Below are 14109 nucleotides of genomic sequence, written 5' to 3' on the forward strand. Positions count from 1 at the left end.
ATTATATCGGCGATGGCGGCTGTTTCATATCATGATTACGAGGGCAAAGCAGAGCGGCGCCCTCAGATAGTTTTTTGTGCGCCAATGAGTCTGTGGTCTATTTTGGCCCGGCGAACAATCAGGGCTCTGTTTCCTAGGTCAAAGAATTCTGTTTGTTCCTTCACAAAGGTTATGTTAAACTGACCTTGTGAACGCTTACACAGAATTCAGGGCGGAGGCAACACCATGCAGAACACGAAACCACGCGTCTCTAAAGCAACCATTAGCCGCATTCCCCTATACTACCGGGCCGTCGTTCAGCTTCAGCAGGAGGGCGTCGCGCGCATCCGTTCGGAGCGACTAAGTGAAATCATTCACATACCTTCTGCAACCATTCGCCGCGATTTTTCTAGCTTCGGTGAGCTGGGCAAAAGCGGCTACGGCTACAGTATCGCCACGCTAGTCGAGGAGTTCGGCCAGCTGTTAGACGTCGATTCGTCTGAGGCCATCATTCTGGTTGGCGTCGGTGGGCTTGGCCGGGCGCTGCTCATGAACAATTTTCGCCGCAATCCTGACCTTAATATCGTCATGGCCTTCGACGCGGATCCGGACAAGGTGAACACGCGCATCGGCGGGATCCCGGTCTACCCGTTTGCGACCCTGGCCGCGCACATGAATCCCAATATTCATACCGCAATCCTGGCGGTGCCCAGCAGCGCCCAGACGGGGGTGATCGGCACGCTGGAGGCATTCGGCATCAATGCCATCATGACGTTTGCGCCGCAGCCGGTCGCGTGCGCCCCGCAGACCACGATCCGCTACATTGATCTCACGTCGGAGTTGCAGACGCTGCTGTACACGGCGCACCAAAAGATGAAAGTGCGTTGACGCTGCCGCGCTGCTCGGCTTATAATAGCGTCAACGCGATGACCAAGAGGGTCGGCGGTCTCCTTTTCAGCGACAAGGCGGTGGGTGTGAGCCTTGAAGGAACAGTCGATTAGTAGCTTGCGAGCGGCCAGCCTGAATTGCAGTAGGGCCGGCCGGGACCACCCGTTACCAGGTTTAAGTGAAGGTCTTCGGGCCTTAATTTAGGTGGTACCGCGAGCCAACTCGTCCTAATTGTTAGGGCGAGTTTTTTTGTTCCCGCCTTGGATCGCAAAACCAACAGGAGGATCCTTATGACTGAAGAATTAGCACCAAAATTCGACCCCAAAGAGGTTGAAGAAGGCCGCTACCAGAAGTGGTTGGACCAAGGCGTGTTCAAGCCAAGCGGCGACCAGAAGGCCAAGCCTTACACGATCGTGATCCCGCCGCCAAACGTCACCGGCAAGCTGCACATGGGCCACGCCTGGGATACGACGCTGCAGGACATGATCATTCGGCAAAAGCGGATGCAGGGGTATGACACCCTGTATCTGCCAGGGATGGACCACGCCGGTATTGCGACACAGGCGAAGGTCGAGGCCAAGCTCCGCGAGCAGGGCATTTCTCGCTACGATTTGGGCCGCGACAAGTTCATCCAGCAGGTGTGGGACTGGAAGGACGAGTATGCCGCCATCATCAAGCAGCAGTGGGCCAAAATGGGCCTGTCGCTGGATTACTCCCGTGAGCGCTTCACGCTTGACGACGGCCTGTCCAAGGCCGTGCGCAAGGTTTTTGTCGACCTGTACAACAAGGGCCTGATTTACCGCGGCGAGTACATCGTGAACTGGGATCCGCAGGCGCGCACGGCGTTGTCTGACATCGAAGTCATCCACGAAGATGATCAGGGCGCGTTCTACCACCTGATCTATCCGTTCGCCGATGGCACCAAGGGCGGGATCGAGATCGCGACCACCCGGCCGGAGACCATGTTCGGCGATACCGCGGTCGCGGTCAACAGCAAGGATCCACGCTACAAGGACATGATCGGCAAGGACGTCATCGTGCCAGGTGTTGGCCGCAAGATCCCGATCATTGCCGACGAGCACGCGGACATGGACTTTGGGACCGGGGCCGTTAAGATCACGCCTGCGCACGACCCGAACGACTTCCAGGTTGGCCTGCGCCACGACCTGCCGCGCATCAACTGCATGAACGACGATGGCACCATGAACGAGAATGCTGGTAAGTACCAGGGGATGGACCGGTTCGAGTGCCGCAAAGCCCTCGTCAAGGACCTGCAAGACGCCGGCGACCTCATCAAGATCGTGCCGATCGTCCACAGTGTTGGCCACTCCGAACGCACGGGCGTCCAGGTGGAGGCGCGCCTGTCGACCCAGTGGTTCGTCAAGATGAAGCCACTGGCCGAGGCCGCGATCAAGAACCAACAAGGCGATGGCAAGATCGACTTTGTGCCGGATCGCTTTGAGCACACCTTCCTGAACTGGATGGAAAACATCCACGACTGGGTCATCTCCCGCCAGCTCTGGTGGGGCCACCGGATCCCGGCGTGGTACAACAAGCAAACCGGTGAGACCTACGTGGGCGAAGAAGACCCGCAGGACCCGGAAAACTGGGAGCAGGACCCGGACGTTCTGGACACCTGGTTCTCTAGTGCCCTGTGGCCGTTCTCGACACTGGGGTGGCCGGACGCAAATGCCGCTGACTACAAGCGCTACTACCCGACCAACACGCTGGTCACCGGCTACGACATCATTCCGTTCTGGGTTGCCCGCATGATTTTCCAAGGCCTGGAATTCACCGGTCAGCGGCCGTTTGAGCACACCCTGATCCACGGCCTGATGCGCGATGAGCAGGGCCGCAAGATGAGCAAGTCGCTGGGCAACGGGATCGACCCGATGGACGTCATCAAGAAGTACGGGGCCGATGCCCTCCGGTGGTTCCTGACGCAGGGCAACAAGCCCGGCCAGGACGCCCGGTTCTCCTACACCCAGATGGATGCGGCGTGGAACTTCATCAACAAGATCTGGAACATGAGCCGGTTCGTCCTGATGAACCTGGGCGACACCAAGGCCGACCAGCAGCCGGATCCCAGCACCTTTGACTTGTCGGACAAGTGGCTGTTCGCCCGCCTGAACGACACCGTCGCTCAGGTCACGACGCTGTTTGATAAGTTCGAGTTCGGGGAAGCGGACCGCGCGCTTTATAACTTCATCTGGAACGAGCTGGCCGACTGGTACATTGAAATGGCCAAGGAAGTGCTGTACGGCGACGACGAAACCGTCAAGGCCGCCAAGCGGGTCAACCTGCGCTACGTCTTGGATCAGACCCTGCGGCTGCTGCAGCCGATCATGCCGTTTGTCACGGAGAAAATCTGGCTGACGATGCCGCACGACGGGGAGTCCTTGGTCACCGCGGCCTACCCGACGACCCATCAGGAGTTCGTTAACCCTGCGGCCGTAGATCAAATGCAGGCCATCATTGAGCTGATCCGCGGCGTCCGCAACATTCGCGCCGAGGTCAACGCGCCGCTTTCCAGCCCGATCGACTTGATCGTGCGGCTCCAGGATCCGCGCCTGGAGGCGGTGTTCACCGCCAACCGCGACTTCATTGATCGCTTCGTGCACCTGAAGGACCTGACCGTCGGCGAAAATATCGAAGCCCCAGCGCTGGCCGCCAGTGCGGTCACCACGGGTGCGACGATTTACGTGCCGCTCAAAGAGCTGATCGATTTGGACGAGGAGATCGCCAAGCTGCAGAAGGACGCAAAGAAGCTTGAGCAAGAAATCACCCGGGCCGACAAGAAGCTGAGCAATCAGGGCTTCTTAGCGAAGGCCCCGGCGGCGGTCGTTGCTGAGCAGAAGAGCAAGCTGGCCGATTTTCAAACCAAGCTGACTGCGACCAACGCCCGCATCAAGGAGTTGGCAGACGCTAAGTAATTTTATTCAGAAGGAAGCCTTGGTGAAGGCTTCTTTTTTTGTATTAACCAATAAATTTAATGGAAAATTTAGCGGTTGGGCGCTACGCCGCTGATGGCAGCGCTTGCCCCAGGCCGCGCCGGTTGTCACTGCTTTTTTGCGCTGTATAATTGGGGTGACGCATCAATGGGCTAACTATTAGTTAGTGTGTTATAATATTAGCGCCAATCAGACGAGGTTTGTTAAGGAGCTCTTATGAAGAAAAGAAATTGGGTGATCGCGGGCGCAGTGGTCGTGCTCGCCGCGCTTGGGATCGGGTACGGGATCCGCAGCTCACATTACCAGGACCGGTTCTTGCCGAAAACGGAAGTCCTCGGCGTGAACGTTGCTGGCAAAACCGTGAAGCAGGCGGATCAGAAGTTGAAGGCCACCTTGGCCGACGTCGACTACCAGCTGAAGGATGGCGGCCAAACAGTGGCGACTGTTTCTGGTAAGACGCTGGGGCTGAAGCGCGACTACCAGGCGCTGCTCGGCAAGCTGTTAGCCAAGCAGAACCCGTGGGGCTTTTCTGCGGTCGTCTTGGCCAACAGCGACAAAAGCGCGCTGGCGTCCAGCGCCGACAGCAAGGAAATCACGACCTACGCGACCAGCGAAGCGGCGAGCCTGAACAAGACGCGCACCGCGCCGGTCGACGCGAAAGTCGTCCTCAAGGGTGACAGCTACAAGGTCGAAAAAGAGCAGGCCGGCAATCAGGTCGACCCCCACAAGCTTGCGGAGGCGCTGGCCAAGGCCATTCAAGACAACAAACACAGTGTTGCCCTGAAGCAGACCTTCTACCAGCCGAAAGCAAAGGCCACGGACAAGGCGCTGATCAACGCCGCGACCAAGCTGGAGAAAATCGGCCGCGTCAAGGCAGTCATCACGATCACCAACCACAAGGAGCAGATCCCGGCCAGCCGGTTGAAGTCGTGGCTCAGCTACAGCAACGGTGCGGTGCAGGTGGATGAAAAAGGCGTCGCGAAGTTCGTGACGGAGCTGGCGAACAAGTACAACACGTACGACAAGGCGCGTCAGTTCAAGTCCACTAAGCGCGGCACCGTGACGGTCCCGGCTGGCATCTACGGGTGGAGCATCATGCAGGATAAGGAAACGGCCGCCTTGATCGACTTGATCAAGAAGGGGCAGGACTTTGACCAGCAGGTCCTGCACCGCGGCACGGGCTACCACGCGGACGGCGCTGACATCGGCTCGACTTACCTTGAGATCGATAAGCAGAATCAGCACGAATGGCTTTACCAGAACGGCAAAGTGGTGCTTGATTCACCAGTGGTCACCGGTAAGCCGGCGACTCCGACCCCAAGTGGCGTCTTTGCGGTGTGGTCCAAGCAGCGCAACGCTACGCTGGTTGGCGAGGATTACCGCACGCCAGTCAGCTACTGGATGCCGATCGACAACACCGGGGTCGGGCTGCACGATGCCTCGTGGCAGCCGACGTTTGGCGGCACCTGGTACCAGAAGCACGGCTCGCACGGCTGCATCAATCAGCCGCCGTCATTCATTCCGAAGCTTTGGGCGGCCATGTCTGTTGGCACGCCGGTCATTGTTTTCTAAATTGCTTTAAACGCGTCCAATCCACCTCGTGGCTTGGGCGCGTTTTGCGGTAGAATGAAAGTCATTATTGGGGGCGGTTAACTTGAAGACATATGATGAAACGGTGGCGGCGATTCACGCGCTGCCCCGGCTGGCCAAAACTGGCGGGCACGAGCGGATCTTGGCGCTGCTGCACGCGCTGGGCGACCCGCAGCATGATCGCTACGTGCACGTCACCGGCACCAACGGAAAGGGCTCCACTGCCTCGGGCATCGCGCACATCCTGGTGGCCAGCGGGCTGAAGGTGGGGCTGTACACCTCGCCGTTTATCATGCGCTTTAATGAGCGCATCATGATCGACCACCAGCCGCTTCCCGATGCCGATCTGGTGGCGGCCAGTGCGGCGGCCGATGCGGCGCTGGCGCGGCTGCGGGCCACGAACCCAGATTTTGCCGTCACCGAATTCGAGTACGTGACGGCACTGGCGCTGTGGTACTTTCACCGCCAGCAGGTCGACATCGCGGTGATCGAAGTCGGGATCGGCGGCGACACGGATTCGACCAACGTGATCACGCCGCTGGTGTCCGTGATCACAAGCGTGGGGCTGGACCACGCCAAGCTGCTCGGCAATACGATCGCCAGCGTCGCCCGGCACAAGGCGGGTATTATTAAGCCTGGCCGGCCGGTGGTGACGGCGGCGCTCCCGCATGATGCGATGGTCGCGGTTCAGCGGCGCGTTGCGGCCACGAAGAGCCAGTGGCTGGTCCTCGGACAGGATTTTGGCACCGCACATGCGACACTTGACGGCTGGGGCCAGCGCTTTGACTATCAAGGCGCTGACGGGGCGCTGACGGGCGTGAGGATCCCGCTGGTCGGCCCGTACCAGGTCGCCAATGCGGCCTTGGCCATTACTGCCAGCCGCATTGCGGCGCAAGCGATGAACTGGCCCCTGCAGCCCAAGGAGATCCGCCAGGGCATGCTGGCCAATACCTGGCCCGCGCGCATGGAAAAGCTGAGCGACGACCCGCTGATCGTGATCGATGGCGCGCACAATCCGCAGGGCATTGCGGCGATGCTGAGCGCCGTGCAGCAGGCCCTGCCGCAGCAGCGGGTGACCCTGATCGTCGGGGTGCTGGGGGATAAGGACATCAAGGCCATGATCGCCGAGCTGGAGCAAAGCGGCGTGCGTCTGTGGCTGGTGCCAGTTCCTGACAACCCGCGGGCCGAAAAGCTGGCCGATTACCCGGACGCAGACCGGCTGCGCACCTTTGCCAGCTGGCAGGAAGCCCTGGCCGCCCACCTGGATGAGTACCCGGACGAGCCGGTGGTGCTGACGGGCTCGTTGTACTTGGCCAGTGCGGTGCGCCAGACGCTGCTCGCCGGCGCATAATGCCGCAAGCGCGTAATCTTTTCTTGCCAAGGAAGGAGGCGCGCGATGCGACCACGGGAGTTGATCCAAGCGCACGGCGCAGGGGCGCTGTCGGATAAGGAACTGCTGGAGGCGGTGATCGGCAGTGGCGGTGGCCACTGGCCGGTCGCGGCGGTGGCCGAACAGGTGCTGCAGGCGTACCCCACGCTTAGCGGGCTCAACATGGCGTCGGCCGGGGAGCTGACGGCGGTGCCAGGGCTGGGACCGAGCAAGGCGGCGCGGCTGGTGGCTAGCTTGGAGTTGGCCCGGCGCGTGCAGCAGCGCCAGACCCTGCGCTTCGGTGAGGTGCTGGATGCCCAGCAGATCGGTGAGGCCATGGTGCAACGGCTTGCGGGGGCGCCAGAAGAGCACCTGCTGGCGTTGATGCTCGACGTGCGCAACGCCATTATCCGGGAGGTCGAGCTGGCCCACGGCGGCGTCGATAAATCGATCGCCGATCCGCGCGTGGTGTTTCGCCTCGCCTTGAGTTTGAACGCGTCGCGCCTGATTTTAGTGCACAATCACCCCAGCGGCGATCACCTGCCGTCTGAAATGGATAGCGAGTTGACCGCGCGGCTGAGCGCGGCCGGCAACCTGATCGGCGTCTTAGTGATCGACCACATCATTGTCGGCGGCGGGCAGTTTTACTCCTTCAGGCAAGCCGGTCACCTCTAAGATTTATTAAATTATCACTCAGCGGCCGGTTTATTAGGCGGGCCCGAGGCGAGAGTCAGCCCGTTTATGCTATAATGCGAGGGACTAGAAAATCGGACTTGTAAGGAGAGAACGTCTTGCTTGGATTAGGCTCAAAAAACATCGGAATCGACCTTGGCACTGCAAACACCCTGGTGTACGTGGATGGTAAGGGGATCGTTACCAACGAACCATCAGTCGTTGCCAAGAACACTCAAAGCGGCGACATCATTGCGGTCGGCGAGGAAGCGCGCGCGATGATCGGCCGCACCCCGGCTGACATCAATGCCATTCGGCCCATGAAGGACGGTGTGATCGCGGATTACGACACCACCGCGGCCATGCTGAAGTATTTCATGAACAAGGCGCTGGGCGGCAAGAGTAACCATCCTGAAGTCATGATCTGTGTGCCAAGCGGCGTGACGGAAGTCGAAAAGCGCGCCGTCATCGACGCGGCGAAGGTCGCCGGCGCCAAAGAGGCGTTTGTGATCGAAGAGCCGTACGCCGCTGCGATCGGGGCCGGCCTGCCAGTCATGGATCCCACCGGCTCGATGGTCGTCGACATCGGCGGGGGGACCACTGACGTGGCCACCATTTCACTCGGCGGGATCGTCTCTAGCCGGTCGATCCGGATGGCCGGCGATAAGATCGATGAGGCCATCGTCACGTACATCCGCCAGAACTTCAACCTCCTGATCGGGGAGCGCACGGCCGAAGACATTAAGATCCAGCTCGGCTGCGCGTCGCTTGAAGACGCCAAGAGCTTAGACGGCATGACCATTCGCGGCCGTGATCTGTTGACCGGGCTGCCGAAGACTCAGGAGATCACCGCCTTGGACATCGCCAAGGCGATCCAGGAGATCGTTCAGGCCATCATCGACGCGATCAAGGACACCCTCGAAGAGACGTCGCCGGAAATCGCGGCGGACGTCATCGACCACGGCATTGTGCTGACCGGCGGCGGCGCGCTGCTGAAGAGCTTGGACTCCGTCATTTCCGATGCGGCCCAAGTGCCGGTCTTCGTTGCCCAGGACCCGCTGGAATGCGTGGCCATCGGCACCGGCGAATCGCTGAAGAACATCGATGTACTGAAGAAGCACTGATTCATGCAGGCAGCTGCAATCACCAGTGGCCGGTCCGCTAGTTTTATTGGGCCGGCTTTTTCATTGATAAGGGCCAAAGGAGCGACTCATGCAAAAGTTCTTTTCTAACAAAAAACTGATCGTCCTGATGGTCGCCTTGCTGGTCAGTTTCGGGTTGATGTTTGCCTCCATGGCGGTGCGCAATAACAAAAGCACCCCGCCGCTTATCCAGCAGATCGGCAACGACATCGTCGGCATCGGCGGCCGCATCGTGGCGGCGCCGGCCAACCTCGTCAAAGGGGGGCTGGACGACGTCAACGACATGCTCAACACCTACCAGGAGAACCGCCTGCTGAAAAGCAAGGTCACGGATCTCGCGCAAACTAAGGTGACCAACCAGACGCTGAAGGCGGAGAACCAGGCGCTGAAGAAGCAGCTCAAGCTCAACGCGACGCTGACCGACTACGATCAGATCCCCGCCACGGTGATGATGCGCAGCCCGAGTGACTGGCGGAACATCATCATCATCAACAAGGGCCAGGGGGCCGGCGTGGAGAAAGATATGCCTGTCATGGCCGGCTCCGGGCTGGTCGGGCGCGTGATCGAAACCGAAAAAACCACCGCCAAGGTCGAGATGATGACCACCGACAACAAGTCGGCGGACCGCTTTGCCGCGCAGATCACCACGAAGAACGGCACGATCATTAACGGCGTGATCACGAACTACAACGCCCGGAAGAACCAATTGGTGCTCGGCCAGATCGACACGGAAGAGCACATCAAAAAGGGCCAGAAGGTCATGACGTCCGGGCTCGGGGGCAGCACGCCGAAGGGGCTGTTTATCGGCACCGTCGTTTCGGTCGCCAAGGACGACTTTGGGTTGGCCAACACGGTGTACGTGAAGCCGGCCGCCAACTTCAACGACCTGTCCGTGGTCACGGTGATCAACCGCACCATCAAGGGTGAGTGAGATGCTGGAAGATAAGAAGTTCACGCGGCACGGCTGGGTCTTGCTGCTGCTGGCCGCGACGCTGCTGCTGGACGGGGTGATCGCGCAAGTCGGCGCGCAGTTCGTGATGGCGCCGACGTTTACCGGGGTGCCTCAGCTCACGTTGATCGCGCTGATCATGACGACGCTGCTGCTGCCGGAAGAGGAATACATTGTGCCCATCGCGGCGCTGTTTGGGCTGATTTTTGACAGCTACTACACGGGGATGCTTGGGGTCAACACGATGCTGTGGCCGCTTTTAGTTTACGTGGTGCGGCAGCTGTCACCGGTCGTGCCCAAGTCAGCTTTTTACATTGGCGCGGTGGTGGTGATCGTGCTCACGCTGTTTACCTTTGCCAACTACGCCGTGAGCCGGTTTTGGGGCTTTGCCCAGGTCGACGCGACGGTACTGATCGCCAGCCACGTTGGGCCCAGCCTGATCGTTAATCTCATTTTATTTGCCGCGGCGTATTTGCCTTTGCGTCGGATATTGATAAACTTAAGAATAGATTAACGTGGGGGTGAGTCTATGGAGGCCGTGACGCTTAAAGGGCGCAAGGATGGCTTTGAACTGAGGCTGGCGGCGGAGGCGTCGCTTGCAGAAATCGCGGCGGCGCTTGCGACGCTGCTGGCGCGGGTGGCCGGCGATACCAAGGGAACAGAGGAAGTGGCCTTTGTTCTCGAGACCGGCGACCGGCTGCTTAGCGAGGAGCAGGCCAAGGCGGTGCAGGAAGTGTTCGCGGCCTATCCTCACTTCAAGATTCAGACGATCCACGCCGACGTGGCCGCCACCGCGCCGCTGCGGGAGAAGTTCCGCGCCAAGGCGACGCACCTGGTGGGCGGCGTGCTGCGCTCCGGCCAGGAGGCAGATTATACGGGCGACGTGCTGTTTCTCGGCAATTTGCACCGCGGTGCGACGCTGCGGACCACCGGCAGCATCTTTGTGATGGGGACCGTCGAAGGGCTTTTGATCGCCGGGGCGATGGGTGATCAGGAGGCCGTGATCGTTGGTGACATCAGCTCGGCGGGGCAGATCCGCATCGCCGATACGCTGGAAATCATCGACAAAAATTCGTACACCGCGCAGACCACCTCCTACATCGATGATCTGCACGCGCTGGTCCACGGCAAGGTGCCTGATCTGGCCAAGCTGCGGCCAAAATTGTTCCGGAAGCTGGAGGAATTATGATGGGGATTTCATTGGTTGTCACCTCAGGCAAGGGCGGCGTCGGCAAGACGACCACCACGGCCAATATTGGCACGGCACTGGCGCTTCAGGGCAAGAAAGTCTGCCTGATGGATCTGGATATTGGGCTGCGCAACCTCGACGTGGTGCTCGGCCTCTCCAACCGTATCATTTACGATATCGTGGATGTGGCCAGCGGGCGCGCCAAGGTGCACCAGGCACTGATCAAGGACAAGCGGTTCGACGATCGCCTTTACGTGCTGCCAGCGGCGCAAAATGCGGAAAAGGATTCGCTGGAGCCGGATCAGGTGAAGGCCATCGTCGACGAGCTGCGGCCGGAGTTCGATTTTCTCATTCTGGATTCGCCGGCGGGCATCGAGCAGGGCTTCCGCAACGCGGCGGCCGGTGCGGATGGGGCGCTCGTCGTGACCACGCCTGAGATCTCGGCGGTGTCGGACGCCGACCGCATTGTCGGCCTGCTTGAACAGCGCGACATGATCTATCCGCCGCGGCTGATCATCAACCGTATCCGCCAGCACATGATGGCGGACGGCCGCTCGATGGACATCGACGAGATCACCCAGCACCTGGGGATCGATCTGCTTGGCATCGTGGTCGATGACGACGGGGTCATCGCCAGTTCTAACCAAGGGGAGACCATCGTGATGGATCCGGACGACCTGGCCAGCCAGGGTTATCGCAACATTGCTCGCCGCCTGTTAGGCGAGTCCGTGCCGCTGATGAACATCGAGCAAAAAAAAGTGGGCTTTTGGCACCGTCTTTTTCACCATTAGGGTTGACAACTATTTCTGAGCGCGTATTATAGCCTTAATTAATCAAAACGTTGAGTGGAAATGGCGGGGGCCAGATCAGCCAAGCGAGTCCGGAACGGTGCAAGCCGGACATGATCACCCTTGCCTCACATCCATGAGTGCCTGATTGAACTCAGTAGGTCAGGCCGGTTGGGCTCGTTATCGCCGTGGTTGAAAAACTACATGAGACTGCTTTGGTAACAAAGTAGTGAGCATGAGGTGGTACCGCGGCATTCAAGTCGCCCTCATTCAGACAGTCGTCTGAATGGGGGCGTTTTGTTTTTCCGCCCACCAGTTTTTCAACCACGTGAGGACCAGTCGGTGACGGCTGATCGAAATGAGGTGGCACCGCGCGGAAGCGTCCTCAAGCAATGCTTGAGGAAGTTTCTGGGCGGTGTTTTTTATTCAACGTTTAAGCAGAAGTGCGAGGGAGGAATAATGATGAGTTACATTAATTCGATTATGCCGGCGCTGCTGGCCGGGGTCAAAATGACGTTGGGGGTCTTCTTTCTGACCCTGATCGGGGCCATTCCGCTGGGGATGCTGGTGTCGGTGGGACTGATCCAGCGCGGGAAAAACCTTTTCGCGCAGGCAGGCAAGGCGCTGCTTGAGGCCTACATCTGGATCTTCCGGGGCACGCCGCTGCTCCTTCAGTTGATCTTCGTCTTCTACGGGCTGCCGCTGATCGGGATCGTGTTCGACCGCTTCTCGGCCGTCATCTTCACCTTCGTGCTGAACTACGCGGCGTACTTCGCCGAGATCTACCGCGGCGGCTTTGGGGCCGTTGAGGAAGGCCAGTTCGAGGCCGCGACCGTGCTGAACATGACCCGCTGGCAAACGCTGCGCTACGTGGTCATTCCGCAGGTCCTGAAGATCGTCCTGCCGTCCATGGGCAATGAAGTGATCAACCTGGTCAAGGATTCAAGTTTGGTGTACGTCATCGGCCTGGGCGATCTGCTGCGCGCCGGGGAGGTCGCCACATCGCGCGATGTCACACTGGTGCCACTCGTCCTGGTCGCGATCTTGTACCTGATCATGACGTTGCTGCTGACGTTGGCCCAGCGCCGCGTCGAAAAAGCATTCAGCTACTACAAATAGGCAGGGGGTAAGCACATGTTAGAACTCAAAAATATTACCAAGCGCTTCGGCGCCCAGACCGTTCTTGATGACCTGGACGTCACGATCGAAGACCAAAAGACGTTAGCCATCGTTGGCCCCAGCGGCGCCGGCAAGACCACGCTGCTGCGGATCATCGCCGGACTGACCCCCGCGGACAGCGGCACGATGGTGTACAACGGGGCGCCGACCACCGCGGCGGCACTGCGCAAGCAAGGCGTTATCGGCGTCGTCTTCCAGGGCTTCGAGCTTTTCCCGAACCTGACCGTGCTGAAAAACATCACGCTTGCCCCGACACTGCAAGGAGTCAGCGCGGCCGCGGCCGAGCGGCACGCCGAGCGCTTGCTGGCCCAATTGGACCTGATCGCGCAGGCGGACGCTTACCCTTACTCCCTGTCCGGCGGCCAAAAGCAGCGCGTGGCGATCGCCCGCGCCCTGGCGCTGGATCCGCAGGTGCTGCTGTACGACGAGCCGACCTCGGCCCTTGACCCCAACCTGCGCCAGTCGGTGGCAGAGCTGATCGACAGCGTCAAGCAGCAGGGGATGACGCAGGTGGTGGTCACCCACGACATGGAGTTCGCTAAGATGGTGGCAGACGCGACCTTGACCGTCGCTAAGCAGGGGAGTGAGTCGAATGAAGCGTAAATGGCTGACAATCTTTATGACGCTGCTTGCCGGCTTCGCGCTGGCCCTTTCCGGCTGTGCCCGGACCGAGCAGAAGAATGCTTGGCCCCGCATCAAACAGACCAAAAAGGTGGTCGTCGGCCTGGACGACAGCTTTGTGCCCATGGGCTTTCGGCAAAAGGACGGCTCCCTGGCGGGGTATGACATCGACTTGGCCCGGGCGCTGTTCAAGCTGTACGGCGTGAAGGTGAGCTTTCAGACCATTGACTGGTCGATGAAGGAAACCGAGCTGCGCAACCAGACGATCGACCTGATCTGGAACGGCTACACGGTCACGCCTGAGCGCGCTAAGCAGGTCGCGTTTTCCCAGGAGTACCTCAAGAATCACCAGGTGCTGGTCACCAAACGCGCGGATAACATCAAGTCGTTCGCGGACATGAAGGGCAAGGTCGTCGGCGCGCAAAGTGAAAGCAGCGGCTCTGCCGACATCGACGCGCAGCCAAAGAAGCTGAAGGACTTCATCAAAAATAAGGCCCCTGTCCTCTATGACACGTTTGATAACGCGTTTCTCGATCTGAATGCCGGGCGCATTCAGGGGATCGTGATCGATCAGGTCTACGCCAACTATTACGTCGCCCACCAGAAGGACCCTAGCGCCTACCGCGTGGTTCAGGGAACGTATCCAGCGGAGGACTTTGCGGTTGGCATGCGAAAGAGTGATAATGAGCTTAAAGATAAAATCAACACCGGCCTGGCAAAGCTCAAGGCAAACGGCACTCTGAAGAAACTGAACGAGAAGTGGTTTGGGGTGGCCTCGGTCGATTAATAGGG

13 protein-coding genes and 1 other annotated feature are annotated in these 14109 nt (G+C 59.6%); all 13 genes read left to right on the forward strand.

Going from position 1 to position 14109, the window contains the following annotated elements; all coding sequences use genetic code 11:
- The first annotated feature begins 225 nt into the window (after nt 1–225).
- The 13 genes from EKM85_RS03380 to EKM85_RS03440 all read left to right on the forward strand — a co-directional run bounded on the left by EKM85_RS03380 (nt 226) and on the right by EKM85_RS03440 (nt 14104).
- The gene (locus tag EKM85_RS03380; RefSeq protein ID WP_125584858.1) at nt 226–867 is read left to right on the forward strand and encodes a redox-sensing transcriptional repressor Rex; all 642 of its coding nucleotides are present in this window, start codon (nt 226–228) and stop codon (nt 865–867) included.
- Nucleotides 868–896: 29 nt separating this feature from the next.
- Nucleotides 897–1100, forward strand: a binding site (T-box leader).
- A gap of 57 nt (nt 1101–1157) precedes the next feature.
- Nucleotides 1158–3800, forward strand: coding sequence for a valine--tRNA ligase (locus tag EKM85_RS03385; RefSeq protein ID WP_125584859.1), 2643 nt, complete (start codon nt 1158–1160; stop codon nt 3798–3800).
- Between the two features lie 234 nt (nt 3801–4034).
- On the forward strand, nt 4035–5390 hold the full coding sequence (locus tag EKM85_RS03390) for a L,D-transpeptidase family protein (RefSeq protein WP_125584860.1): 1356 nt from the start codon (nt 4035–4037) through the stop codon (nt 5388–5390).
- Nucleotides 5391–5472: 82 nt separating this feature from the next.
- Complete coding sequence (locus EKM85_RS03395; RefSeq protein WP_125584861.1) at nt 5473–6759, forward strand: bifunctional folylpolyglutamate synthase/dihydrofolate synthase; 1287 nt, start codon at nt 5473–5475, stop codon at nt 6757–6759.
- Nucleotides 6760–6804: 45 nt separating this feature from the next.
- Nucleotides 6805–7452 (forward strand): RadC family protein, encoded by a 648-nt coding sequence (gene radC, locus EKM85_RS03400; protein ID WP_125584862.1) that lies wholly within the window; start codon nt 6805–6807, stop codon nt 7450–7452.
- 116 nt (nt 7453–7568) lie between these two features.
- Nucleotides 7569–8573 (forward strand): rod shape-determining protein, encoded by a 1005-nt coding sequence (locus EKM85_RS03405; RefSeq protein ID WP_125584863.1) that lies wholly within the window; start codon nt 7569–7571, stop codon nt 8571–8573.
- 88 nt (nt 8574–8661) lie between these two features.
- Nucleotides 8662–9522: a rod shape-determining protein MreC gene (gene mreC, locus EKM85_RS03410; RefSeq protein WP_125584864.1), complete on the forward strand. Its 861-nt coding sequence runs from the start codon at nt 8662–8664 to the stop codon at nt 9520–9522.
- Nucleotide 9523: 1 nt separating this feature from the next.
- Complete coding sequence (gene mreD, locus EKM85_RS03415) at nt 9524–10054, forward strand: rod shape-determining protein MreD (protein ID WP_125584865.1); 531 nt, start codon at nt 9524–9526, stop codon at nt 10052–10054.
- Between the two features lie 15 nt (nt 10055–10069).
- Nucleotides 10070–10729: a septum site-determining protein MinC gene (locus EKM85_RS03420; protein WP_125584866.1), complete on the forward strand. Its 660-nt coding sequence runs from the start codon at nt 10070–10072 to the stop codon at nt 10727–10729.
- Nucleotides 10729–11520 carry a septum site-determining protein MinD gene (gene minD, locus EKM85_RS03425; protein WP_125584867.1) on the forward strand — a complete coding sequence of 264 codons (792 nt, stop codon included), beginning with the start codon at nt 10729–10731 and terminating at the stop codon, nt 11518–11520. Before EKM85_RS03420 ends, minD begins: the two co-directional genes overlap by 1 nt.
- A 459-nt stretch (nt 11521–11979) precedes the next feature.
- A complete protein-coding gene (locus EKM85_RS03430) occupies nt 11980–12636 on the forward strand; it encodes an amino acid ABC transporter permease (protein ID WP_125584868.1) in 657 nt (218 codons plus the stop codon).
- Between the two features lie 15 nt (nt 12637–12651).
- Nucleotides 12652–13299, forward strand: coding sequence for an amino acid ABC transporter ATP-binding protein (locus EKM85_RS03435; RefSeq protein WP_125584869.1), 648 nt, complete (start codon nt 12652–12654; stop codon nt 13297–13299).
- Nucleotides 13289–14104 (forward strand): amino acid ABC transporter substrate-binding protein, encoded by an 816-nt coding sequence (locus tag EKM85_RS03440; RefSeq protein WP_125584870.1) that lies wholly within the window; start codon nt 13289–13291, stop codon nt 14102–14104. Before EKM85_RS03435 ends, EKM85_RS03440 begins: the two co-directional genes overlap by 11 nt.
- Nucleotides 14105–14109: the final 5 nt, after the last annotated feature.

The organism is Lacticaseibacillus jixianensis (genome assembly GCF_003946485.1).
In the GTDB taxonomy this organism is placed as follows: domain Bacteria; phylum Bacillota; class Bacilli; order Lactobacillales; family Lactobacillaceae; genus Lacticaseibacillus; species Lacticaseibacillus jixianensis.